The organism is Rhodococcus sp. NPDC019647, from assembly GCF_044389235.1.
Taxonomy (GTDB): Bacteria; Actinomycetota; Actinomycetes; order Mycobacteriales; family Mycobacteriaceae; genus Rhodococcus_F; species Rhodococcus_F oxybenzonivorans.
In genome coordinates, this window is the sequence record NZ_JBIRXS010000044.1 from 21,190 (window position 1) to 43,486 (window position 22,297).

The following is a 22,297-nucleotide window of genomic DNA, read 5'->3' on the forward strand; positions in this document are numbered from 1 at the left end:
GGGGTCTACCCTGCTGTTCGTGACATCACGCACCGGCTCGTCGCCGAGCGCACCCCTGCGTCGAGCGGGGGTACGGGCGACTCTGACCCCAGTTCGAGTGGTGGCCCTAGGATTCGCCGCCGCCATCACGCTCGGAACCGGGCTGCTCCTGCTGCCGGTGGCGAGCCAATCGGGAGCGGACACCGGATTCGTCGAGGCCCTGTTCACAGCGACGTCGGCGATGTGCCTGACCGGACTGATCGTGGTCGACACCCCCACCCACTGGTCCGGTTTCGGGCAGGGGGTCATCCTCGGGCTGATCCAGGTCGGTGGCTTCGGCATCATGACGATGGCCTCGGTGGTCGGGCTGATGCTCGCCAACCGGATCGGGCTTCGCGCCCGGCTCAACGCCGCCGCCGAGGTCCGCGCGTCCGGTCTGGGCGACGTACGCAGCGTCGTCGTCGGGGTGATCCGAATCAGCATCCTCATCGAAGCCGTCACCGCGCTGTGCCTGGCAATCAGGTTCGCGACCGGTTACGACGAACCACCCGGCCGCGCCCTGTGGCTCGGGATCTTCCATTCGATCTCGGCCTTCAACAACGCCGGCTTCGCGCTCTACAGCGACAACATCATCGGATTCGCCGACGACCCGTTCATCTGTCTGCCGCTGCTGGCCGCGGTGATTCTCGGTGGTATCGGATTCCCGGTGCTTTTCGAGGTCGGCCGACGCATGGGCGGCACCTCCCGCCGGTGGAGTCTGCACACGAAACTGACCGTCGCGGTGACCGCCATCCTGTTGGTGATCGGCCCGGCGCTGGTGCTGCTGTTCGAGTGGGGTTACACCCTCCGCGAGCACGATCTCGGGGCGAAGCTGCTCGTCGCCGCGTTCCAAGGCATCATGCCCCGCACCGCCGGATTCAACAGCGTCGACTATGCCCAGATGGATCCCGCGACCCTGCTGGTGACGGACGTGCTGATGTTCATCGGCGGTGGCAGCGGCGGCACCGCCGGTGGCATCAAAGTCACCACGTTCGCATTGCTGCTGTTCGCGATCGTGGCAGAGGTGCGCGGCGATCGGTCGGTGACCATCTTCGACCGGCGGATCGCACCGCGGGCGCAGCGCCAGGCCCTGTCGGTGGCCCTCATCGGCGTCGCCCTGGTCATGCTTCCGACCATTGTGCTGCTCGCCGGCACCGCCTTCGACCTCAACGTGCTGCTGTTCGAGGTGGTCTCCGCGTTCGCGACCGTAGGGCTGTCCACCGGCATCACAGCGCAACTGCCCGTCTGGGGCCAACTCATTCTGATCGGATTGATGTACTTGGGCCGGATCGGCTCCATCACCCTGGTAAGCGCGCTCGCCGCCCGGCAACGCGATCGCCGCTACGAACTTCCCGAAGAAAGGCCCTTCATTGGCTAGGAAACCGTCCTCCGACGTCGTGGTGGTACTGGGATTGGGCCGATTCGGCAAGTCCCTCGCCCTCGAACTGATGGATCAGGGCACCGAGGTGCTCGGCATCGACTCCAGTGATGCTGTGGTGCAGAAGATTTCACACCGGCTCACCCACGCTGCCGTCGCCGACACCACCGACGAGGAATCACTGCGCCAACTGTCGGTGCACGACTACGACCGCGCCGTGGTCGGGATCGGCTCCGACCTCGAGGCCAGCCTGCTCACCGCGTCGGCGTTGATCAACCTGGCGGTACCGAATGTGTGGGCGAAGGCGATCAGCAACGCGCACGCGAAGATCCTCCGGCAGATCGGTGTGCAACACGTTGTGCGTCCCGAGCACGACATGGGCCGGCGGGTGGGGCACCTGGTGCGGGGTCGGATGATGGACTACATCGAATTCGACGACGGCTTCGCCATGGTCAAAACCACCCCACCCGCGGCGATCATCGGCACACCCCTCGGCGAAACCACCGTCCGCTCCACGTACGGAGTGACCGTCGTTGCGATCAAACGCCCCGGCGAAGGCTTCACCTACGCCACCGCCGACACTGTCATCGAACCCGGCGACACCATCATCGTCTCCGGTCAGGTGCGGGACACCGAACGATTCAGCGAATTGACCTGATGGGCGCAGGATGTAAGTTCCCTGGCACGATTCCTGCTCGTATTCCGATGGCCCCGGCCTCTCCACGGTTGGCGACGTCGAGTTTCTTCAGCACGCTGGCGACGTGGAATTTGATGGTGCTCTGACTGATTCCGAGTTCCTCGGCGATGGTGCGGTTGCGTTTGCCCATTGCGAGGTGGGCGAGGACCTCGAGTTCACGCGGGTTCAGGGTGGAGAGTAAGTGCTCGTCGGGTCGGGCGGCGGGTGGGTCCAACGGAATGGTGAGCGTCACCCGGCTCCCCCACGCGGGGATGGATTCGATGTCGATCCGCCCGCGCAAGGTGTTCAGGCGCCCGGACAGCTGCCGTGTCAGGGCGTTTCGGTCGACGTTGCCGGGACCCTGGTCGCGGACCTCGATCAGGACGTTGTCGCCGTCGCAGTCCCACGCGATCCGCATTCTGGTGAGTACCGGTTGGGCGACGAATGCCAGGACGATGGCCCGGACCATCGCCCGCGCCGCGTGCGCCACCTCACCGGGGAGTGGACGGCCGTCGGCCGGCGGTTCGATGTATTCGACGTCGACCTCGCGGTGCTTGAGCAGTGGCCGTAATTCCCCGTGCAGTCTGGCGAATGCGGTGGTGACCGCTTCCTCGGACAGGGCGCGGTCGGCGGCACTTGCGGATCGCAGCGAAATCAAGGCGGCCGAGGCTGTTTCGCTGGCGGTGATCCGCGAGCGGCGGTCGTCGAGATCATTCGAGCGGAGAGTTCCGAGGATCGAGGAGAGGGTCGCCTCGTGAACCTCGGTCAATTCGGCAATGGTGCGGGCACGTTCACTCGACGCGGCCCGTGACTCGGCGAGATAGTCGGGGCTGGCCTGCGCCACCTGGTGCTGGATCGACGTGGCGACGATCCCGAACACGGCGGCGACCTCATCGGGGTCGGGTGTACCCGTCTGAGACGGCCGCGGAACCAGGACCAGCAGGGTGTCGCAGAGGTCGCGGATGGCCCACACTCGGCGGCGGACGCCGGCCAGCATGGCGACGCCGTCGTAAACGCCACCGGGTTCGAGAGAGTGCTTGATCTCGTCGAGTTCGTCGATGGTGACCCGGTCGACGATCTCGCGCTTACCGGCTACTTTGCGGGGACGCCCGGTGCACTCGCGGGTGAAGATGATCAGGGCTTCGTGCGGCCACAACTGGCCCAGGAACCGGGAGAAGCGCGTCGCGATGTCCGGGAGCGGTCCCGTGATCACCTTCCGCATCTCCACCCAGGGGTCGGCCTGCAACCGAACAGAGTCCTCCGTGCTTACCACGCATTCACAGTATCGACGGTAGGGGCGGGTGGGCACTGGCCAATCGGCCAGCCCGAACCCGCCGGGCGGCCGGGTGTCGAAGCAGGCGGTAGTTGGCAGTGTCGAGCTCACCACACAGAACGGCTATCACCGAGGAGGATCATGACCGTCACCGTCGAGCAGACACGCACACGGTTCAGTGACGGGCGCCGCATCGTGCTCGACGAGAACGAGCGGCTGCTCAATTCCGTCGCGGCGGAACAATGGGACCGCGCCGGGTCGCTGATCACCTCCGCTCGGGCGGTGTTCGTGATCGGCAACGGACGCAGCGGCCTGGCCATTCAGATGGCGGCCATGCGGCTGATGCACCTCGGCCTGCGCGTGCACGTCGCCGGTGAGGTCACGGCCCCCGCGATCGGCGCCGGCGACGTACTGATCGCCGTGTCCGGATCGGGTACCACCGCATCGGTGGTTGGCGCCGCCGACACCGCGAAGAAGGTCGGGGCCTCGATCCTGGCCGTCACCACCGCATCCGACTCGCCGCTCGCCCGGCGTGCCGACGAGGTGCTGGTCTTGCCGGCGGCCGACAAGCAAGACCACAGCGCGACCATCACCCGCCAATACGCCGGCAGCCTGTTCGAGCAGTCCGTGCTCCTCGCGTTCGACGCACTGTTCCAGGCGCTGTGGGACAACGAAGACCAGACCGCCGAGCGGCTGTGGGAACGCCACGCCAACATCGGCTGAGCATCCCCCGATCCCAAACCCCCAAACCCCCCGAAGATGGATAACAGGAGAAACACATGACGAAGCTGCAGGTTGCAGTCGATTTGCTCACCACTGCTGATGCGCTGGCGCTGACCCACAAGGTGGCCCCGTACGTCGACATCATCGAACTCGGCACCCCGCTGATCAAGAGCGCCGGCCTCAGTGCCATCAGCGCGATCAAGGCGGCGCACCCGGACAAGGAGGTCTTCGCCGACCTCAAGACCGCCGACGCCGGTTTCCTCGAGGCCGACCTGGCGTTCTCCGCCGGTGCCGACCTGGTCACCGTCCTCGGTGCCGCCGGTGATGCCACCATCAAGGGTGCGGTCGAGGCCGGTCAGAAGCACGGCAAAAAGGTCGTCGCGGACCTGATCGGCGTCGAGAACCGGGTCGAGCGCGCCCGTGAGATCGCCAAGCTCGGTGTCGCGTTCGTCGAGATCCACGCCGGTCTCGACGAGCAGGCCCAGCCCGGATACTCCATCCAGACCCTCCTCGACGACGGCAAGATCGCCGGTGTCCCGTTCTCCGTCGCCGGTGGCGTGAAGGTCGACACCATCGCCGCCGTCCGTGACGCCGGTGCCGACGTCGCCGTCGCCGGTGGCGCCATCTACAGCGCCGAGGACCCGGCCGCGGCCGCGAAGGCGCTCAAGGACGCACTCACCAAGTAGTCATCCAGTCGCGAAGGGCCCCGAACACGAATCGTGTTCGGGGCCCTTCGCTATTGACGGTGCGGTGTCGGCTGCAGTGTGCCTGTGTGGAGACTGGGCCCGCTCCAGACCGGGAGCGAGGTGGGACCGAACCCCTCGATCGGTCCCAGCTCGCCGAACCTCCCTGCCGTGTCGGGTCAGAGCGACCGCCACGCCCGGCCGGTCCGGCTGAGCATCCGATCCGCCGACTCCGGGCCGTACGTCCCGGACGGATAGTTGTCCGGGCGACCCACACCGGCCCAGTAGTCGAGAAGCGGATCGATGACCCGCCAGGACCATTCGACCTCTTCCCGGCGAGGAAACAGCGTGGCGTCTCCACGCAGCACGTCACAGATCAGCCGTTCGTAGGCCTCCGGTGCCGGGTCGAACACCGACCGGAAGTCCATCCCGAGGCTGACCGGCTGAATGTGCATGCCGCCGCCGGGGCGCTTGGCGCCGATGTGCAGCTCGATGCCGTCGTCCGGTTGTACCCGGAAGACGAGCACATTGGACACCGCAGCAGCACGCGCGGCCGGCGAACCGTGTGCGGGCGGTCTGAAGGTCACTGCGATTTCAGTCGTCCGCCGAGCGAGGCGTTTCCCGGTACGGATGAAGAACGGAACGCCGGCCCACCGGCGGGTCGCGACACCGACCGTCAGGGCCGCAAAAGTTTCGGTCGCCGAGTCGGCGGGAAAGCCCGCCTCGTCAACCAACCCCGTTACAGGAATACCCTTCTCGATACCCGCACCGTACTGGCCGCGGGCCGACGTCTCCGACAGTGGGCCGAGGAGTTCGGTGGCAGAGAGGACTTTGATCTTCTCGGCGGCGATGCTGTCGGCATCGAACGCGACCGGTTCTTCCATCGCGATCAACGCCAAGAGTTGCAGCAGGTGATTCTGGATGACGTCGCGGGCGGCACCGACACCGTCGTAGTACCCGGCACGTCCCGTGACTCCGACACTCTCGGCCATGGTGATCTGCACATGGTCGATGTGCCGATTGTTCCACAACGGCTCGAACATCCCGTTGGCGAAGCGCAGTGCGAGGATGTTCTGCACCGTCTCCTTTCCCAGGTAGTGGTCGATGCGGTAGATCGACGACGGCGGAAATACCCTCTCCAGTGCGGCACCGAGGGCCTGCGAGCTGGCCAGGTCGTGCCCGAACGGTTTCTCCACCACCACCCGGCGCCAGCCGTGCACAGTCCGGTTCAGTCCGGTGATCGCAAGTTGGTCGCAGACCGCCTCGAAGAAGGACGGCGAAACCGACAGGTAGAATACGTAATTGCTCGGTTTGCCGTGCCGGACATCGAGCTCGGCCAGCCGGGCGGCGAGCCGGGCGAACGCCGCGGTATCGTCGAACGAACCCTGTACCAGGTCGATCCGTTCGGCCAGTTCGTCCCACACCACCGGATCGAACGGTGTGCGCGCGTGTTCCCTCACGGACTCGCGAAGGCGGGCTTTGACATCCGTGATGTTTCGGGCAAAGCCGACGAGATCGAAGTCCGGCGGCAGCTGACCACCGTGCGCGAGGTCGTAGATGGCCGGGATCAGCTTCTTGCGCGAGAGATCACCGGTGATCCCGAAGATCACCATCGAAGCCGGCTCGGCCACCTGGCCGGTGTTGCCGATCAACGCCTCGCCGACAACGCCCGCGCCGCCTGCCAGCGGGTTCCGCTCCTGCACTTCAGATACGGTCACTTCAGCTGCACTCCGTCTTTTCGCTCCACTACAGGCGCATTCAGACAATGCGTCAGGTACCAGTGTCGAAGGCGGCGAGCCGGAATGCACTTGGCCGAGCGGCCAGTGCCGGCTGCCCGTCCGGTCAGGTGAACGCGGTCGTGCCGCCGGATGGGATCAGGCCGCAGCCTGGGCGGGGATGGGCTCGCACCATTCACTGTCGACGGACACGGCCCCGGAAAGCGCGATGGCGTCCCTGACTGGTCCACCGGTGCACAGCTGGTGGTCGACGTCGTGACGTGAGAGTCGGCGCGTTCCCCAGCCGTCTCGAATCATGCTCGCGGCGACCAAGATTTCGGCCGAATCGGTGCTGTGCTGTCCCTCGATGAGGACGGTTTCCTCGTCGACAACCCGCACGGGTACGTCGTCGGCGCCGATCACATCACCGACCATCAGGACCACAAGTTCGGTGTCCCACTCCGCGTCACGGTAGGCCAGCAGGCGCCCGGTGCGCGATCCGAGGGGCACGGTGACATCGAGGGTGATCCCGTCGTGCTCCTTCCCGGCTCCGTTCCCGCCCGACGACACGACGGATACGAGTGTGCGGGGAAGTACGACGCGCCTTGCGGTCCAGCTGAAGAACGGTTCGCTCGCGGTGTTCATGGTCCTCGTCCTCCTTCACCGGCGGATCTGTCTGTACTCCAATATTGTGTGACCTAGGCCATATTCTCTTGGCGTCTGTGCACAGTTCTCGACAACGATTTTGGACTGCCGGTGTCATGGCGGCCGTGCCTGTCACTCAGTGGGCCTTCACCCCCTCAGTAGATTGGGCTGCCAGGCCAACTGGCCGCCCCCGGTTGCGACGGCAGGCCAATTGTGCGATCGGGCCAAGTGGGGTGAGATTGCCGTAGTGGCCGATTCGGTTCCCACACCGATCGACGCATTCGTATCTACGAAAAGAGTGCTCATGTCTACAGACGGTCAACCCGACATTCGCACCGCCGTCGTCACTGGCGCCAGTTCAGGGATCGGCGAGGCGACGGCACGGACTTTGGCGGCCCGCGGGTTCCACGTCGTTCTCGGTGCCCGGCGGCTGGATCGGTGCCAGGTGATCGCCGACGACATCGGGGGCACCGCGATCGAGCTCGACATCACCTCCGATCAGTCGGTCTCCGACTTCGCTGGACGGATCGACGACGTGTCGGTGCTGGTGAACAATGCCGGCGGCGCCCGGGGCCTGAGCACGATCGCCGAGGCCGACATCGATGAGTGGCGGTGGATGTGGGAGACGAACGTCCTCGGGACCCTGCGCCTGACCAGAGCCCTGATTCCAGCCCTGTTGGCCACGAAGCGGGGGGTGATCGTGACGGTGACGTCGACCGCGGCGCTGGAAATCTATCCCGGCGGGGGCGGGTACACCTCGGCGAAGCACTCCGAACGGGTGTTGCACCGCATGCTGGAGGCCGAACTCGCCGACACGCCGATCCGGTTCACTGAGGTAAGCCCGGGAATCGTCGAGACCGACTTCTCATTGAAGAGATTCGACGGTGACACCGACAGGGCAGCCGGAGTGTACGAAGGAATTACCCCGCTGACCGCGCAGGACGTTGCCGAGGTCATTGCCTACGCTGCGGACTGCCCCGAGAATGTCACCCTCGAGCACATTGTCATGCGTCCACGGGCGCAGGCAGATTCGACCCACATACACCGCGACGACTGACCGCTACTGGACGGGACGGACTTCCTTCAGGCTGAATTCGGGGTTGGCCGCCTGCTCGGGCAGCAGCGATCCGCGAAACTCGAGAATTCGTCGGGCCGCCATGTGGTCGCCAGGTTTGTTGATCGACTCCACTGTGACCAGATCTGTTCCGCGATACCCGAAGATGGAGAACCGTCCGGACGAGATGTCACCACGCACAATGGAGTGGTCGACACCGGCAGCGATGCCTGCAATCTGAAGTTTCACCTTCCCTTGATGGCTCCAGAACCACGGCACACGCTGGTACGGCTCAGGACTGCCCGTGATTCGTGCAGCAACGCAGCGAGCCTGGTCGACGGCGTTTTGCACGGATTCCAGCCGGCGGAACGTGGAACCATCGGGAAAGCGGGCGCAGTCACCGATCGCGGAGATCGCCGGGTGGTTTGTCCGCAGGTGGTCATCGACGAGGATTCCATCGGAGTTCTGTGCTCCGGTCGCGATGCCGGCGGCCTCCGCCAGCGCGGTGTTCGGCAGCGCACCTACGCCTACCAGTACAAGGTCCGCAGGGATCCGGCTGTCATCACCTGTGATGACGGCGCTGACCGCCCCACGGAGTCCTTCAATTCGCGAGACTGTGGCTCCGGATCGAATCGACACCCCCTCAGCGGTGTGCGTGTCTTCGAGATAGGCCGAAGTGTGAGGCGAGACCGCTCGCGCCATCGTCCGCGGGGCGGCTTCGAAAATCGTCACGGTCTTGCCCATTGCCGCCACGGCCGCCGCGAACTCCATGCCGATGAAACCGCCACCGATCACGACGACGTCCTGAGCGCTGCCGATACGCTCGCGGACCGACCGCGCATCTTCGGCGGTGCGCAGTCCGACCACACCGTCGAGAGCTGCGCCGTCGATCGGAACTGTGCGGTTGCGAGATCCCAGGGCGAGGATCAGGTGGTCGAAATGGACCTTCTCGCCCGAGTCGAGGTCCAACTGCTGTGTGCACGGGTCGAGGTTCCGCGCACACACCCCCCGCGTGAGTTCGATGTCGTTGTTGGTGAAGAACTCTTCGCTTCGAAGAGGGTCGAGCTCGGCATCCGGCGACGCGATGAAGGACTTGGAGAGCGGCGGCCGATGGTAGGGAAGGTCGGGTTCGTCGCCGATCAGCAGGATCCGGCCGTCGTGACCTATTTCGCGCAGCGAGGCGGCGGTCTGCACGCCGGCGTGGCCGGCGCCGACGATAACCACATTGGCGTTGTTCACCACTGCGCCTCGGGGATCGTAACGGTGATCGGTTCTGACGTATCCGGCAGGTTCAGTTGGCAGCTGAGCCGACTGTTGTCATGTCGGACGCTGAATACTTCGTCGAGCATCTCGATTTCTTCTTCGGACGCCGGAGGAAATTTTGCTTCGTCCGCGGGATCGACGTAGACATGGCATGTCGCGCACGCGAGGCTACCGCCGCAGTCCGCCACGATTCCTTGCACGTCGTTCGATACCGCTGTATTCATCATCGACGACCCCGGAGTTGCCGACACCTCCACGGCAGATCCGTCAGGTTGAACAAAGGTGACTGTGGGCATACGAATCAGGCCTCCTGTCTGGTTGTGGTTCGGCACCGGCTAGTGACTGTCGGTGCCGCGCCTGGGGGTGTTGTCAGATACTCGGGTTGGGTGAGAGTGCCGCGGCGCCTGCGTAGCCGGCCCGGGCGCCGAGGCGTGCTTCGATTTCGAGCAAGCGATTCCATTTCGCGGTGCGCTCGGAACGCATCGTGGAGCCGACCTTGATCTGTCCCGTCCGCCAGCCAACTGCAAGATCGGCCAGCCAGGAATCCTCGGTCTCACCGGATCGGGCGGACAGCACGGTGGCGTATCGGGCACTCTGGGCGGCGCGCACAACCTCGCGGGCGTCCGACAGTGTTCCCACCTGGTTCGGCTTCACGAGTACCGCGTTTGCCGCGCCGGTCTCGATTCCGCGGCTCAGCCGCGTCGAATTGGTGACGAACAGATCGTCACCGAGGAGCTGCACTTTGGCCAACGTGGATGTGCCTGTGGCCCAGTTGTCCCAGTCATCCTCCGCGAGAACGTCTTCGATCGACACAATGGGGAAGTCTGCGCACCAACTCCGAAGCTCTTCGACGAGTTCGTCGGACGTGAGCGCCCGGCCTTCGGACGCCAGCTCGTAGCGGCACTTCTGCGCGTCGTAGAACTCGGTGGCCGCGACGTCGATGGCGATGGCGGCATCGATTCCCGGTTGAAGCCCCGCGCGTTCGATTCCTGCTGCAAGAAGCTCCAACGCGGATCGGTTCGAGGGCAATGGAGCGGCGATACCACCCTCATCGGCGACGAGGGCAACGTTGTATCCCCGCTCCTCGGCGACTGCGGCGGTACCGCGGCGTACTCGCCAGGCGACGTCGATCGCTTCGGTGAAGCTGCTTGCACCGACCGGAACCACGAGGAAATCCTGCACGTCGATCGCCCGACCGGCGTGTGCACCACCGGAGATGATATTCACCATAGGCAGGGGCAGCAGGGGCTCGGCGCCGCCGTCGGCGACGTAGGAGTACAGGGGTTCGCCTGCGGCATCGGCGGCGGCCTTCACATTCGCAATGGAGATCGCGAGAGCTGCATTGGCGCCCAGTGCAGAAAGATCGGCAGTGCCATCGGCCCAACGTAGCGCTGCATCGATGTCTGCCTGGTCGGTGGCATCGCGACCTCGGACGGCGTCGGCGAGTGGGCCGACGACATTGGCGACGGCAGCACTCACTCCCCGACCGCCGTATCGGTCTCCGCCATCACGTAATTCGACTGCTTCGTGGGTTCCCGTCGATGCGCCGGACGGAACAATCGCTGTTCCACGTCCACCGCCCGCGAGAACCACCTCGCAGGCAACGGTGGGTGTTCCTCGGGAGTCCAGCGCTTCCCATGCGAAGAGTTCGCTGATGTCAGTGTTGTTCACGGAGGATTCCTTCATTGCTCGTGGTTCGCGACGAACCGAGAGTGTGATTTTCTACGATGATGCAAGCGTGGGGTGGTGTGAGATCACCCGCGCGCGGTGCGCAGGGGCACCCGCAGGGATGGTGATTGCAGTACTTCGCCGTTGACTGTTGTTTCGGGGATTTCGCCGCGCAACACGGTGGTGACGTTCCGGGCTGCCTTCTGCTGCAACTCGGTGACGGACTCCTCCGACATGAACGCGGCATGGGGGGTCAAGATGGTGTTGGGGAGCTGGCGCAAGGGATGCGTCGGGAGCGGTGGTTCGCTCACCAGTACGTCCAGTGCGGCACCGTGGAGTTGGTGGTTGTTCAACGCTGCGACGAGCGCGTCTTCGTCGATCAGAGCGCCGCGCGAGGTGTTGACCAGGCAAGCTCCGGGTTTGAAAGCGGCCAGTTCTTCAGCGCCGATGAACTTGTCGGTTGCCGGTGTCGCGGGCAGATGGAGCGAGACGATGTCCGCCTCTCGAAGGAGCGAGTCGAGGCTGTCGGCGAAGCGCACCGAACCATCTCCCGGTGCTCCGACGCGTGATGGGCTGAAAGCCACCACATCCATACCGAAGGCCAATGCCCGCGCCGCCACACCACGAGCGATACTTCCGTAGCCGACGAGCCCGAGAACCCGACCGCGCAGCCTGTGCATCGATCCGAATTCCTTGTTATCCCAACCGCCGCGGGAAACCTGTCTGTCGTATGCAGGGATATGCCGCGCCTGAGAGAGAATCAAGGCGAGGGTGTGGTCGGCCACTTCGTCACTGCAGAAGTCGGGGACGTTGCTGACGAGGATCCCCAGCTCGGTTGCTGCTCGTATGTCGATGTTGTCGAGTCCGACGCCATAGCGTGCAACCGTCCGGCAGTTCGCGGCCGCCTGTAGCACCCCGGCGGTCACCGGTTTCCAGCACGTCAAGATGGCGTCGACGTCGGGAGCAAGGGAGATGAGTTCGTCCTCGAGCCCGGTTTCGGCGACGATGAGTTCCGCATCGATCTCGGACAGAATTGCTCGTTCGATGTCCAAGGACGGCCACGCGTAATCGGTGACCAGCACTCGCACGCTCATGCCGACATCACCGGGCCGCGGGTGAAGGTGTGAGTCATTTGGCCGATTCCGGTAATCCAGCTCGTGACTACGTCGGTCGAGGTGAGGAAACGAGGCGGATCCATGACGCTTCCCACCCCCGCCGGCGTGCCGGTGAAGATCAGGTCGCCGGGCAACAGAGTGAGCATGCCCGAGAGGTACTCGATCAGCTGCGGAACTGTGAAGATCAGGTCGCCGGTGGTGCTGCGCTGAACTTCCTGCCCGTTGAGAAGGCAACCGAGTTCGATCTCGTCGGGATTGTCGAACTCGTCGGGTGTGACGAGGCAGGGGCCGATCGGTGCATAGCCGGGGAATGATTTTCCGAGGCTGAATTGAGGGAAGGTCTTCGGCCTCATCTGTGCGTCTCGGTCCGAAATATCCTGGCCCACCGTCAGGCCGGCAACATAGTCCCACGCCTTGTCGGCCCGGACCCGACGCGCACGCCGGCCGATGACCACCACGAGCTCGACCTCCCAGTCCACCTGCGACCCGGAGAGTTCGATGACGTCTCCCGGTCCGGTGATCGCGCTCTGGTATTTGGTGAACACCAGGGGCACTTCAGGCGTAGGCCACCCGACTGCTTCGATGTATCCACGATAGTTCGTGCCGATACCGAATGTCTGGGGTGGTTTGGGATTTGGCGCGCCGAGTCTGCCATCGAGGAGGGGGGGAGCGTCGGCAAAGTCTTGTCCTTCAGCCCACTTGCGGAACTCGTCCCAGCGCTCATAGATCAAGGCGATGTCCGAGGAGAACAGCCCATCGCTGACCTTCGCAACATCAAGGTATCTTCCCTCGTCGACCAGGACTAAACGGTCGTCGTGGTTGGCGATGCGCATAGTGAAATCTCCTGTGGCTGGAACGAGTGGGCTCGCGGTCGGGCAGATTTCCCGGAACGGGGATCTCTACGGGATTCATCGTGCGTGATTGACATCACTGGGCGCTTGTTCCCGTTAACTAGAGCACAACGCCAGCCCTGGACCGACGGCCCAAAGGTGAACACATTCCGCTGCGCGGTCGTCCCACCGGTCCAACGAGGAAGGAGAATGTGGACCTCGAGCACAGGACGTGCCCGCTCGGTCTCCCGTTAACTGTCATGTGAAACAGGCCACCGTGACCGAGAATATCCGTCGGCACAAACCCTTGGTCCACCCGATGAGAGACCGGCCGGGCCGGCTCCAGAGGCTACCGATCCATCTCCGCAGCTGGCTCAGAGGTTTGTGTTCGGACGCTCTCGGTCGCGTCCACATTGCGCAACCTCACGAGGCGGGTAACTCAGATGACGACCGATGAAGTGACCGGGCGACTCGACAGTGAGTCGGCAACGCAACCGCCCGCTCACATACTGGAATACCTGGTAGAGACCAGAATCATTGATGACGAGTCGTCTGTCGTCGCGAGTTCTTTGAGCGGTGGGGTATCGAACGACGTCCTCGCGATTACGGCGCCCGGAGTCGACGTCGTCGTCAAGCAGGCGCTACCGAAGCTTCGGGTCGAAGCCGAGTGGTTTGCATCGCCCGACCGCATCATTACCGAGGCGAAGGCGCTCCAAACCGCTGGCGCCATCCTCCCGGACAACGTGCCCCCTGTCCTGGCGTTCGACGAGGTCCGTCACCTCATGGTCATCGGCCGCGCGCCGCGATCGAGCTACGAATGGAAGAGCGATCTCATGTCGGGGATCGTCGACGACGCGATCGCCACGAAACTCGGTGAGGTTCTGGCGCGCTGGCATCGGGTGACGGCACACGATGCCGCACTCGCGGACAGTTTCGGCGACACGGAGGCGTTCGTCGAGTTGCGAGTGGACCCCTTCTATCGGTGGGTCGGAACCCAGCACGCCGGCGTCCGTGGGACTGTCGACGCCGTTGTCGACCGCATGCTCGACACCAAGACCTGCCTGGTTCACGGGGACTTCTCGCCCAAGAATGTGCTCATCGGTAGCGCGAACCCCTGGGTGATCGATTGGGAGGTCGCGCACATCGGCGATCCGACTTTCGACCTCGCGTTTCCAATCACTCACCTTCTCTGCAAGGCGCTGTATCGCCCCGAATCCCGGCCGCAGTACCGACGCACCGGGGAGAGCTTCCTCGGCGCGTACACGCGTGCGGTGAAGAACTCGATCGCGGTGGCAGACGAGGAGTACCTCACCCTGCAGATCGCGTGTCTGCTGCTCGCCCGTATCGATGGGAAGTCGCCGGCGCCCTACCTCGACGATTCGGCACGCTCTCGTGGTCGGGCCATCGCACTCGATGTGCTGAACTCCGCAACGCCTCGGTTCGAGAAGCTATGGGCGCTCGGCTGACATCCTGGCCACACCCCCCGGCGGGGTCACCGGTTTCTCGTAATGGCCGTGGACTCGTCGTGGGGGCTGTCCTCTGCTGAAGCGGATCGGGACCACGAGGTCGGGTGCAAACCGGCCGGTGAGATTTAGGCCCGCCGACCAAGCTGCTGAGACACATCCCGAATAGCCTATGACGGACAACACACCAGCTTGCCAAAGTGACTCAACTTACAAACCAGTCGAGGTGGACGGCGTTGAATCCACCGAGGTAGCGATATCGGAATCCTCGGAGCGCCGCGATTCGAGTCCGGAAGACGTTGAATCCGGAAACCCGAACAACCCTTCAGCCAATACATCTGTTTGACGGTGTGAGTCCACGCTTCGCTGTTGAGAACCTACAGGAGGAAGACAATGACAAATGCCGAAGTTACCGACGTGTCGGCTCGCGCAATCGAGCTGATCTCCGAAATTTTTGCGGGCAAGCCGGAAGATCCCGCTCCGCTCTACGACGAGCTGCGTGAATTGGGCGATGGAGTGCACTACTTCCCTCCTGCCCAAGCATGGTTCGCGTTCCGCTACGACGACGCGCAGACCATCGCCCGTCACGATGGAATCTTCAGTAGCGATTTCTTCGACCAGGCACCAATGGGGATCCATGACCCCAACGACCCGGAACACGTCCGGTTCATCGACTTCTCACGGCGCCTGATGGCCTTCAACGACGCACCGCGCCATACCGCGCTGCGCAGTGTGGTGCGCAAGGCGTTCACCCCGAATGCTGTCAACCGTTGGCGGCCCACGGTCGAGCGCGCGGTCGACGAGCTCCTGGACCAGTTCGCTCCCGGTCAGAGTGTCGATTTCGTCGAGCAGCTGAGCATCGACGTCCCCGTCGAGGCCATCTGCGCAGTGCTCGGTGTCGAGCACGTCGACCGTCCCATGATCAGGGCGGGATCTGCGGGCCTGGCCTCTACATTCGATCCGACCATCCTCGGTGACGCGCGCGACAAGGCGATTCGCGACGCCCTCCGGATGGTCGACAGCATCGACAGCGTCATCGCCGCACGTCGCGCACAGCCCACCGACGACCTCATCTCGCTCGTCCTCGAACAAGAGACCGAGGAAGGGGAGAACCTCGACGCCGCGGATCTGCTGTCCCAGTTGGTGTTCCTCCTCGCCGCAGGAAACGAGACGACCGTCAACATGCTGTCCGGCGGCATCTATCACCTCCTCCAGTACCCCGGTCAGCGGGCCTTGCTACAGAAGGACCTGACCCTGGTCAGTGCCTTCATCAACGAGACACTGCGACTCGATACGCCGATCGATATGCCACCTCCGCGTCTTGCCCGCGAGGCGACGACTTTGGGCGAGACCGAGATCCCCGAAGGCGCGTTCGTGTTCCAGGTGCTCGGAGCGGCCAATCGCGACCCGCGGCGATTCGATGCCCCGGATGAGTTCCGTATCGAGCGGGCACCCAATCCGCACATGACGTTCAACCAGGGAATCCACAGTTGTGTCGGGGCCCCCCTGGCGCGACTCGAAGGTGAAGTCTTCTTCACCAAGTTCCTGACTCGTTACCCCGACTTCAGCGCCGGCGACGAGCCTGCTCGCCTTCGCGCCGGCCACGTGCAGGTTCGTGGCTTGGAGACCTTGCCGGTTCGGCTCTGACCGCGCAGGCCTCGCCCCTCGCGCCCCACCCGGCCGCCGTCCCGCCGGTACATGAACCCACATGGGACGGCGGCCACCAGACCACAGCCCACTCTGCGCATCCGCGCCCGGGCCACATTTCCACCGACATTGCTTGAATCCTCGTCGGAGTTCGCTCGAACCGACCGAGTTTCTCGAGTAGCTTTCAACAAAGAAAGGCCAGTTCTGATGACGTACGTAATCACCCAGCGATGCGTCGGTATCAAGGATTCTTCGTGCGTCGCGGTATGCCCGGTTGATTGCATCAAGCCTCTCCCTGAGGACGAGGAATTCGGTCAGGTCGATCAGCTCTACATCGACCCCGACACCTGCATCGAGTGCGGGGCATGCATGCCCGCATGCCCCAACGATGCGATCTTCGCGGACGAAGACGTCCCTGAGGAGTACACCGGTGACATCGCCGCCAACGCCGACTATTTCCTGTCGAAGTCCTGAAGGGACCCCAGCTGATGAGTGAAGTGAAGCTACGAGAAACAGCAGAGAAGCATGCCGCCGCGGTCGTTGCCGGCGATGTCGACTCGGTTGTGTCCGATCTGGATTCAAGCCTGCACGAGCACATTCCGGCCATGGTTGCAGCCATGCCCCAGAACCTTTCCAGTGCCGAGTTGTCCTCTCTGACCGCGGAAGCCAACGGCGGAACGACCGACACCCGGTATATCGGAAGTTCCGGGAGCATCGTCGTCCGTGCCACGTGGGAACTGCGTGGGGATCGCTACGTCGTCACCGCAGCCGCGCCGGTGGAATGAGAACCGACATGCCTCCTTTCTACGTCGCCATCGTCGGATCCGGTCCGGCCGGATTCTTCTCCGCAGCTGCGTTGCTCAAACTGAAAGACGTCGAAGTGCACGTCGACATGTTCGAGCGGCTGCCCACCCCCTGGGGATTGGTGCGGTCCGGTGTCGCCCCAGATCATCCCAAGATCAAGATGGTGAGTGCCGTGTTCGCGAAGACGGCAGATCACGAGCGATTCCGGTTCTTCGGTAACGTCGAACTGGGCAAGGACATCACCCGCGGAACCCTGCTCGATCAATACGATGCGGTCATCTACGCCGTCGGTGCACAGGAAGACAGACGGCTGGGTATCCCGGGGGAGGAACTGGCCGGAAGCGTGGCCGCGACAGATGTGGTCGGATGGTACAACGGCCACCCCGATTTCGTATCGGCTCCTGTCGACCTCTCCGCCGAACGCGCCGTGATCTTCGGCAACGGCAACGTCGCCTTGGACGTCGCTCGCATGCTCGCGATGTCACCGGCAGATCTTCGTGCAACCGACATCGCCGATCACGCTCTCGAAGCGCTCGAATCGAACAGCATTCACGATGTGACAGTGCTGGGTCGCCGTGGCCCTCTGCAAGCAACCTTCACACCCGCCGAACTGCGGGAACTCGGAGAGCTCAGTGGGGTGTACGTCGACATCGACCCAGCGGATCTCGAGGACATCACCGAGGAAGATCTCGATGCGGCTGGGTCGATCGTCCGCCTCAATATCGAGGCCCTGCGGGATCTGGCGGGACGAGATCGGTCACCTGAGCAGACGAAACGGATCGCACTTCGATTCCGTCGCTCTCCGCTCGAACTTCGCGGCGATACGCGTGTCGAGAACGTGGTGCTCGCGCGTAACGAATTACGCGTCGACAGCACGAACGGAGTGAAAGCTGTCGACAGCGGTGAACGGGAAACCGTCGAAGCGGGATTGGTGATTCGTGCGATCGGTTATCGCGGGTCCCGTCTCGACAACGTTCCGTTCGATGAGCAGCGCGGTGTCATCCCGAACGAGGACGGCCGCGTTGTCGGCGGAGACCGAGAGTACGTCGTCGGCTGGATCAAGCGTGGTCCGTCGGGAATCATCGGAACCAACAAGAAGTGCGCCCAGGACACCGTGGACACCGTCGTCCGCGACATCGCTGACCTTGTCAAAGAATCTCGCCGTGATTCGGACTACCGACCGAACGCTGTCTCTGTGAACCGACACCCTCAGGTAGTGCTTGCGGAGCATTGGAATGCGATCAACGAGTACGAACTCGAGGTCGGTAAGAGATCCGGCCGCCCAAGGGTCAAACTCTGCACCATTCCCGAGCTGCTCGAGGCCGCTCACGCCATGCGTGTGTCCGCACAGAAGTAGCCACTGCGACGCGAGGCACCACGAACTACTGAGCGTGAAGAACCTGTCCTATCCCCGCTGCGCCGGGGCCCGGCCACCCGGCCAGGCCCCGGCGCAGCTCGTTGTCTGCGAAGCGTGACTACCGAACCGGTGTCGACGGCTTCGCCGACTGGGCCATCCCGAAGGCGGGATGTGTCCTGCAACTGCCTCTGGCGGAAGAAGCTTCCGGTCGATTCTGCAATTTTGAGACAGGTCGTGGACGGCGTGCGTCGTGAAGTAGGTGTGGAGGTCGGGTATCGGTGTGGCGTTGCACCGAGCCGCTGAACGATTTCGGTGCTCACCGGCCACAGCGAAGAAATGGCGGATCGTCACCGCGCCGGTGGCTCCGCGGCGATGAACGACGTCTCGAGCCAGCCGCGCACGTGCAAGCACCGGACCCGGACGAATCGAACACCGAATCATCAGTTGCGGTTGACCCGCCGGCGCCGCATCGAGCAGGAGCGGCCCGGTGGCCTTGTCCAGGGCCAGGTCCTCGCCGAGAGAATGGGCTGGACCGTCGAGTCGGAGGCAGCAAGAAACGGCCTGCCACCGATCGATTCGGGGGCAGGCCGTGTTCGCGGGTGGTGTTCGTCCCACGGGTCGGATCTCTCGTGTCTCGACCCGTGGGACGAGGTCTGTTATTTCTGTGACTTGCTCCGGTCGACGATGGTGTTGCGGAGGATTCCGATGTTCTCGACTTCGACCTCGACGACGTCACCGGGGTGCAGCGACTCCGGAGGAGTGCGACCGGCTCCGACGCCGGTGGGCGTGCCGGTAGCGATGACATCGCCCGGAAGCAACGTAATGGTGTCGGTGATGTACTCGATGATCTGCCCCACCGAGAACAGCAGGTCCCGAGTGTTGCCATCCTGCTTGGTCACGCCGTTGACTCGGGTCTGCACGCGCAGGCCGGTCGGGTCGGGCAGTTCGTCAGCGGTGACGATCACAGGACCGATCGGCGCCGACTTGTCGGGGTTCTTTCCGAGAGTCATGCTCGGTGTTTCGAGCTGCTTGGCGCGGGCGGTGACGTCATTGAACCCGGTATAGCCGAGCACGTGTTGCTGGGCGTTGTCTGCGGTTGCAGCCCAGATCTTCTCGCCGATGACGGCGGCGAGCTCGCATTCCCAGTCGAGCCCCTCGTTGAGGGGGACCGGAATTTCGGTACCGTCGGCGACGAGGGTGGAGCCGAATCGTCCGATCACGAATGGATGCTTCGGGAGGTCGAGGTCTCCGAGACGCTTCGATTCCTCGGCGTGGGAGAGGTAGTTGATTCCGAGGATGAACACCCGGGCGGTCTCCGGCACGGCGGGGGCCTGCTCGAGGTCGGCCAGATTGAGACTCGGGCCGGCTGGTTCCGCGGCGAGAGCGGCCGCGGTGTCGCTGTAGAAGTTGGCGGCAGTGCCCAGCGGGGCAACCTTGTCACCGTCGACGGCGCCGATATGGCGCACCCCGTTTTCGAGGTATCCGATCAAACGCATGAGAGTTGTTCTCCTTCACCGGGTGAGGTTCGACCCGGTCGTGGGGTTGTGGTTAGTTGGGGCGGAAGCCGAAGTCGACACCGGTGACGGTTTCGTCCCAGCGGGCGGTGACGTACTTCGGTTGGGTGTAGAACCGCCAGGCGGCGTTGTTCAGGCCGGTGTCACCGAAGACCGAGTTCTTCCAGCCGGCCACCGAATACGGTGCGACCGGGACCGGGATCGGCACGTTGACCCCGACCATGCCCGCGGACGCTTCGCGCTGGAACTTGCGGGCCGCACCACCGGAGGCGGTGAAGATCGACGCCCCGTTGCCGTACTCGTGCTCATGGATCAGCGCCAACGCCTCGTCGAGGGTATCGACCCGGACCACCACCACGACCGGCCCGAACACCTCGGCCTGATAAATCTCCGCGGTCGGATCAACATTGTCGACGAGGGTGGGGCCAACGTAGAAACCGTCCTCGAAACCGGGCACCACCTCGGTCGAGCGGTCCACCACCACGGTCGCGCCGGCCCGCTGTGCGGCCGCGACGATGCCCCGGATCCGTTGCTGGGCGGCGGCAGAGACGACCGGCCCGATCTCGGATCTGGGGTCGTTGCCCGGTCCGACGACGACCGCGTTCGCCCGCTCGGACAACGCAGCGACCAACTCGTCACCGACCCCGCCGACCGCCACAGCCACCGAGATCGCCATGCACCGCTGCCCGGCGGCACCGAACCCGGCCGAGGAAATCGCGTCCGCGGCCGCCGCGATCGGGGCGTCGGGCATCACGACCAGGTGGTTCTTCGCCCCACCGAACGCCTGGACCCGTTTGCCGGCGTTCGCGGCCCGTTTGTAGATGCTGTGCGCGATCGGGGTCGAGCCGACGAACGAGACCGCGGCGACCTCCGGGTGATCGATCAGCGATTCGACGACCTGCTGCCGGCCGTGGATCACCGTGAGCACACCGTCGGGCAGGCCGGCTTCCTGGGCGAGTTCGGCGATCCGCAGCGCCGGGCCCGGGTCCTGTTCGCTGGGCTTGAGGATGAAGGTGTTCCCGGCGGCGATCGCGACGGCGGCCATCATCAGCGGGATCATCACCGGGAAGTTGAACGGGGTGATTCCCAACACCACCCCGAGCGGGTGCAGGGTGGAGAAGGTGTCGATCCCGCGGCCGGTCTGCTCACTCATCTCCCCCTTGAGTAATCCGGGTACCCCGCAGGCGAGTTCGACCGAGTCCAGGCCCCGGGCCACCTCGCCGCGGGCGTCGTCGAGGGTCTTGCCGTGCTGGGCGGTGATCAACTCGGCCAGCTCGTCCTGATGGCGGCGGATCAGATCCCGGAAGGTGTAGAGCACCTGCGCGCGGCGGGCCGAGGGCAGATCACGCCAGGCCGGGAACGCGGCCACCGCCGACGCCACGGCCTGCTTGACGGTGTCCTCGTCCGCCAACGCGACCGCCGCCAACACGGCACCGGTCGCCGGATCGACCACCGGCAACCGATCACCCGCCGACACATGCGGCCGACCCTCGATCCAATGGGGAATAGTAGTGGTCACAACGACCCTTCCGGTTCTGTGGAAATATTATCTGGCGACAGCCGCAAGCACGGTATTGCGCTACAGTACTTTTCAGCTCCGGGACTACTTCTTCCCGAAGAAGGCCGTCCAGTCGCGGGCCTCTTGAATCTGGTCGATTCGCTTCCGCGGGTGCTCCGGGAATCCGGGCGCTCCTTCGCCGTAGTTCGCCCACATGCTGATGTAGAGCGCATCGTAGAAGGGGAAGCTCTGCCTCAGATTCTCGTGATCGTCGGGATAAAGGACGGCCATTCCTTCCGCGAAGAAGGCTAAGGACGCGGCGTGCTGGAGCAAATCTTCCGAGAGCGGCGGCAAATCCTTCTGCGAGGATTGCGGTAGATCCTTCTGTAAGGAGATTGCAATACCCGCCTCGACGCAGTCTGCCATCTTCACCAGTACGGGATCGGTTATCGAATACTTGCGGAGAATCTTGCGGAAGGTCGATCCGTCGGCGTCTAGGGGGCCGAGTTCGGCGCCGGGAATCGTCAGGGCGATCGCGTCGGCAGGGACGTCCTCCCCCTCGTCGACGAAATCGAATTTTGCGTCTGCATCAACGAATCGGTCGACGAGCCAGGGCGAGGCGACGCGGTCGAGATGGAGACGGGGACGGGTTACCCACAGCATCAGGAACTACCTTTCGATCGAAGAAGAAGTTTGTATGTTTACGTGCGCTCGGTCACAGTCGGCGGCACATTGGACAGTTAACGGGAGCACAACGACGCACGTCCTGTACCTCGGGCCCAGAATTTGACGCGAATTTGGACCGCGAGAGCGGGGCGGCTTCGGAGGGCTCACTCGATTGGACTGGCAGTCCACAAGAGGTATTGTGATCTGGTTAACTACTTCGACCTGAAAAAGTCGGGGTGTGGCGGTGCGTGATCAGCCAGTCCTGAAACGGGACAATGGCCTCAACCCTTGGGCTAGAAGGGATTGA

The 22,297-nt window shown here is 64.0% G+C and carries 21 protein-coding genes and 1 pseudogene; 11 read left to right on the forward strand and 11 right to left on the reverse strand.

Going from position 1 to position 22,297, the window contains the following annotated elements:
* Positions 1–19: 19 nt before the first annotated feature.
* Together ACH49N_RS36635 and ACH49N_RS36640 are read left to right on the forward strand one after the other, a co-directional pair.
* Positions 20–1,396 (forward strand): potassium transporter TrkG, encoded by a 1,377-nt coding sequence (locus tag ACH49N_RS36635; RefSeq protein WP_358277956.1) that lies wholly within the window; start codon positions 20–22, stop codon positions 1,394–1,396.
* Positions 1,389–2,054, forward strand: a complete 666-nt coding sequence (locus tag ACH49N_RS36640) for a TrkA family potassium uptake protein (RefSeq protein ID WP_358277958.1) — start codon at positions 1,389–1,391, stop codon at positions 2,052–2,054. The genes ACH49N_RS36635 and ACH49N_RS36640 overlap by 8 nt, the downstream gene beginning before the upstream one ends.
* Here the strand turns inward: ACH49N_RS36640 and ACH49N_RS36645 are convergent.
* Positions 2,038–3,294 carry a LuxR C-terminal-related transcriptional regulator gene (locus ACH49N_RS36645; protein ID WP_358277992.1) on the reverse strand — a complete coding sequence of 419 codons (1,257 nt, stop codon included), beginning with the start codon at positions 3,292–3,294 and terminating at the stop codon, positions 2,038–2,040. The genes ACH49N_RS36640 and ACH49N_RS36645 overlap by 17 nt on opposite strands.
* A 192-nt stretch (positions 3,295–3,486) precedes the next feature.
* Here ACH49N_RS36645 and hxlB point away from each other — a divergent pair, with 192 nt between their 5' ends.
* Positions 3,487–4,068: a 6-phospho-3-hexuloisomerase gene (gene hxlB / locus ACH49N_RS36650; protein WP_358277960.1), complete on the forward strand. Its 582-nt coding sequence runs from the start codon at positions 3,487–3,489 to the stop codon at positions 4,066–4,068.
* Positions 4,069–4,124: 56 nt separating this feature from the next.
* The gene (gene hxlA / locus ACH49N_RS36655) at positions 4,125–4,754 is read left to right on the forward strand and encodes a 3-hexulose-6-phosphate synthase (protein ID WP_109334663.1); all 630 of its coding nucleotides are present in this window, start codon (positions 4,125–4,127) and stop codon (positions 4,752–4,754) included.
* A gap of 176 nt (positions 4,755–4,930) precedes the next feature.
* On the opposite strand, the gene zwf is transcribed toward hxlA, so the two are convergent.
* Positions 4,931–6,469, reverse strand: coding sequence for a glucose-6-phosphate dehydrogenase (gene zwf, locus ACH49N_RS36660; protein WP_358277962.1), 1,539 nt, complete (start codon positions 6,467–6,469; stop codon positions 4,931–4,933).
* 156 nt (positions 6,470–6,625) lie between these two features.
* Positions 6,626–7,111: a hypothetical protein gene (locus ACH49N_RS36665; RefSeq protein ID WP_358277964.1), complete on the reverse strand. Its 486-nt coding sequence runs from the start codon at positions 7,109–7,111 to the stop codon at positions 6,626–6,628.
* Between the two features lie 304 nt (positions 7,112–7,415).
* Here ACH49N_RS36665 and ACH49N_RS36670 point away from each other — a divergent pair, with 304 nt between their 5' ends.
* Positions 7,416–8,168: an SDR family NAD(P)-dependent oxidoreductase gene (locus ACH49N_RS36670; RefSeq protein ID WP_358277966.1), complete on the forward strand. Its 753-nt coding sequence runs from the start codon at positions 7,416–7,418 to the stop codon at positions 8,166–8,168.
* Positions 8,169–8,171: 3 nt separating this feature from the next.
* On the opposite strand, the gene ACH49N_RS36675 is transcribed toward ACH49N_RS36670, so the two are convergent.
* The 5 genes from ACH49N_RS36675 to ACH49N_RS36695 form a co-directional block, all read right to left on the reverse strand.
* Complete coding sequence (locus ACH49N_RS36675; RefSeq protein WP_358277968.1) at positions 8,172–9,404, reverse strand: FAD-dependent oxidoreductase; 1,233 nt, start codon at positions 9,402–9,404, stop codon at positions 8,172–8,174.
* Positions 9,401–9,724 (reverse strand): 2Fe-2S iron-sulfur cluster-binding protein, encoded by a 324-nt coding sequence (locus tag ACH49N_RS36680; protein WP_358277970.1) that lies wholly within the window; start codon positions 9,722–9,724, stop codon positions 9,401–9,403. Before ACH49N_RS36680 ends, ACH49N_RS36675 begins: the two co-directional genes overlap by 4 nt.
* A 73-nt stretch (positions 9,725–9,797) precedes the next feature.
* Positions 9,798–11,099, reverse strand: a complete 1,302-nt coding sequence (gene eno, locus ACH49N_RS36685; RefSeq protein ID WP_358277972.1) for a phosphopyruvate hydratase — start codon at positions 11,097–11,099, stop codon at positions 9,798–9,800.
* Positions 11,100–11,182: 83 nt separating this feature from the next.
* Entirely contained in the window at positions 11,183–12,190 is a 1,008-nt protein-coding gene (locus tag ACH49N_RS36690; protein WP_358277974.1) for a C-terminal binding protein, read from the reverse strand.
* Complete coding sequence (locus ACH49N_RS36695) at positions 12,187–13,044, reverse strand: fumarylacetoacetate hydrolase family protein (RefSeq protein ID WP_358277976.1); 858 nt, start codon at positions 13,042–13,044, stop codon at positions 12,187–12,189. Before ACH49N_RS36695 ends, ACH49N_RS36690 begins: the two co-directional genes overlap by 4 nt.
* Before the next feature lie 440 nt (positions 13,045–13,484).
* Here ACH49N_RS36695 and ACH49N_RS36700 point away from each other — a divergent pair, with 440 nt between their 5' ends.
* The 6 genes and pseudogenes from ACH49N_RS36700 to ACH49N_RS36725 all read left to right on the forward strand — a co-directional run.
* Positions 13,485–14,507 carry a phosphotransferase gene (locus ACH49N_RS36700; protein ID WP_358277978.1) on the forward strand — a complete coding sequence of 341 codons (1,023 nt, stop codon included), beginning with the start codon at positions 13,485–13,487 and terminating at the stop codon, positions 14,505–14,507.
* A 390-nt stretch (positions 14,508–14,897) separates the two neighbouring features.
* Positions 14,898–16,151, forward strand: coding sequence for a cytochrome P450 (locus ACH49N_RS36705; protein WP_358277980.1), 1,254 nt, complete (start codon positions 14,898–14,900; stop codon positions 16,149–16,151).
* A gap of 207 nt (positions 16,152–16,358) precedes the next feature.
* Positions 16,359–16,625, forward strand: coding sequence for a 4Fe-4S binding protein (locus ACH49N_RS36710; protein ID WP_358277982.1), 267 nt, complete (start codon positions 16,359–16,361; stop codon positions 16,623–16,625).
* A 14-nt stretch (positions 16,626–16,639) separates the two neighbouring features.
* The gene (locus ACH49N_RS36715) at positions 16,640–16,936 is read left to right on the forward strand and encodes a hypothetical protein (protein WP_317612813.1); all 297 of its coding nucleotides are present in this window, start codon (positions 16,640–16,642) and stop codon (positions 16,934–16,936) included.
* 8 nt (positions 16,937–16,944) lie between these two features.
* On the forward strand, positions 16,945–18,312 hold the full coding sequence (locus ACH49N_RS36720; protein ID WP_358277984.1) for an FAD-dependent oxidoreductase: 1,368 nt from the start codon (positions 16,945–16,947) through the stop codon (positions 18,310–18,312).
* Positions 18,313–18,589: 277 nt separating this feature from the next.
* Positions 18,590–18,774: pseudogene (locus ACH49N_RS36725) on the forward strand (IS481 family transposase); the annotation flags it as partial.
* A gap of 194 nt (positions 18,775–18,968) precedes the next feature.
* Here ACH49N_RS36725 and ACH49N_RS36730 read toward each other — a convergent pair.
* The 3 genes from ACH49N_RS36730 to ACH49N_RS36740 form a co-directional block, all read right to left on the reverse strand.
* Positions 18,969–19,808 carry a fumarylacetoacetate hydrolase family protein gene (locus ACH49N_RS36730; RefSeq protein ID WP_317612811.1) on the reverse strand — a complete coding sequence of 280 codons (840 nt, stop codon included), beginning with the start codon at positions 19,806–19,808 and terminating at the stop codon, positions 18,969–18,971.
* A gap of 52 nt (positions 19,809–19,860) precedes the next feature.
* The gene (locus ACH49N_RS36735; RefSeq protein WP_358277986.1) at positions 19,861–21,345 is read right to left on the reverse strand and encodes a CoA-acylating methylmalonate-semialdehyde dehydrogenase; all 1,485 of its coding nucleotides are present in this window, start codon (positions 21,343–21,345) and stop codon (positions 19,861–19,863) included.
* Positions 21,346–21,429: 84 nt separating this feature from the next.
* Positions 21,430–21,987 carry a chromate resistance protein ChrB domain-containing protein gene (locus tag ACH49N_RS36740; RefSeq protein WP_358277988.1) on the reverse strand — a complete coding sequence of 186 codons (558 nt, stop codon included), beginning with the start codon at positions 21,985–21,987 and terminating at the stop codon, positions 21,430–21,432.
* Between the last annotated feature and the right edge of the window lie 310 nt (positions 21,988–22,297).

Coding starts and splice junctions, on each gene's coding strand:
- ACH49N_RS36645 (WP_358277992.1), bottom strand. CDS start 3,294: ATGCGGAAGGTGATCACGGGACCGCTCCCGGACATCGCGACGCGCTTC.
- hxlB (WP_358277960.1), top strand. CDS start 3,487: ATGACCGTCACCGTCGAGCAGACACGCACACGGTTCAGTGACGGGCGC.
- hxlA (WP_109334663.1), top strand. CDS start 4,125: ATGACGAAGCTGCAGGTTGCAGTCGATTTGCTCACCACTGCTGATGCG.
- ACH49N_RS36665 (WP_358277964.1), bottom strand. CDS start 7,111: ATGAACACCGCGAGCGAACCGTTCTTCAGCTGGACCGCAAGGCGCGTC.
- ACH49N_RS36670 (WP_358277966.1), top strand. CDS start 7,416: ATGTCTACAGACGGTCAACCCGACATTCGCACCGCCGTCGTCACTGGC.
- ACH49N_RS36680 (WP_358277970.1), bottom strand. CDS start 9,724: ATGCCCACAGTCACCTTTGTTCAACCTGACGGATCTGCCGTGGAGGTG.
- ACH49N_RS36690 (WP_358277974.1), bottom strand. CDS start 12,190: ATGAGCGTGCGAGTGCTGGTCACCGATTACGCGTGGCCGTCCTTGGAC.
- ACH49N_RS36695 (WP_358277976.1), bottom strand. CDS start 13,044: ATGCGCATCGCCAACCACGACGACCGTTTAGTCCTGGTCGACGAGGGA.
- ACH49N_RS36700 (WP_358277978.1), top strand. CDS start 13,485: ATGACGACCGATGAAGTGACCGGGCGACTCGACAGTGAGTCGGCAACG.
- ACH49N_RS36705 (WP_358277980.1), top strand. CDS start 14,898: ATGACAAATGCCGAAGTTACCGACGTGTCGGCTCGCGCAATCGAGCTG.
- ACH49N_RS36710 (WP_358277982.1), top strand. CDS start 16,359: ATGACGTACGTAATCACCCAGCGATGCGTCGGTATCAAGGATTCTTCG.
- ACH49N_RS36715 (WP_317612813.1), top strand. CDS start 16,640: ATGAGTGAAGTGAAGCTACGAGAAACAGCAGAGAAGCATGCCGCCGCG.
- ACH49N_RS36720 (WP_358277984.1), top strand. CDS start 16,945: ATGCCTCCTTTCTACGTCGCCATCGTCGGATCCGGTCCGGCCGGATTC.
- ACH49N_RS36730 (WP_317612811.1), bottom strand. CDS start 19,808: ATGCGTTTGATCGGATACCTCGAAAACGGGGTGCGCCATATCGGCGCC.
- ACH49N_RS36740 (WP_358277988.1), bottom strand. CDS start 21,987: ATGCTGTGGGTAACCCGTCCCCGTCTCCATCTCGACCGCGTCGCCTCG.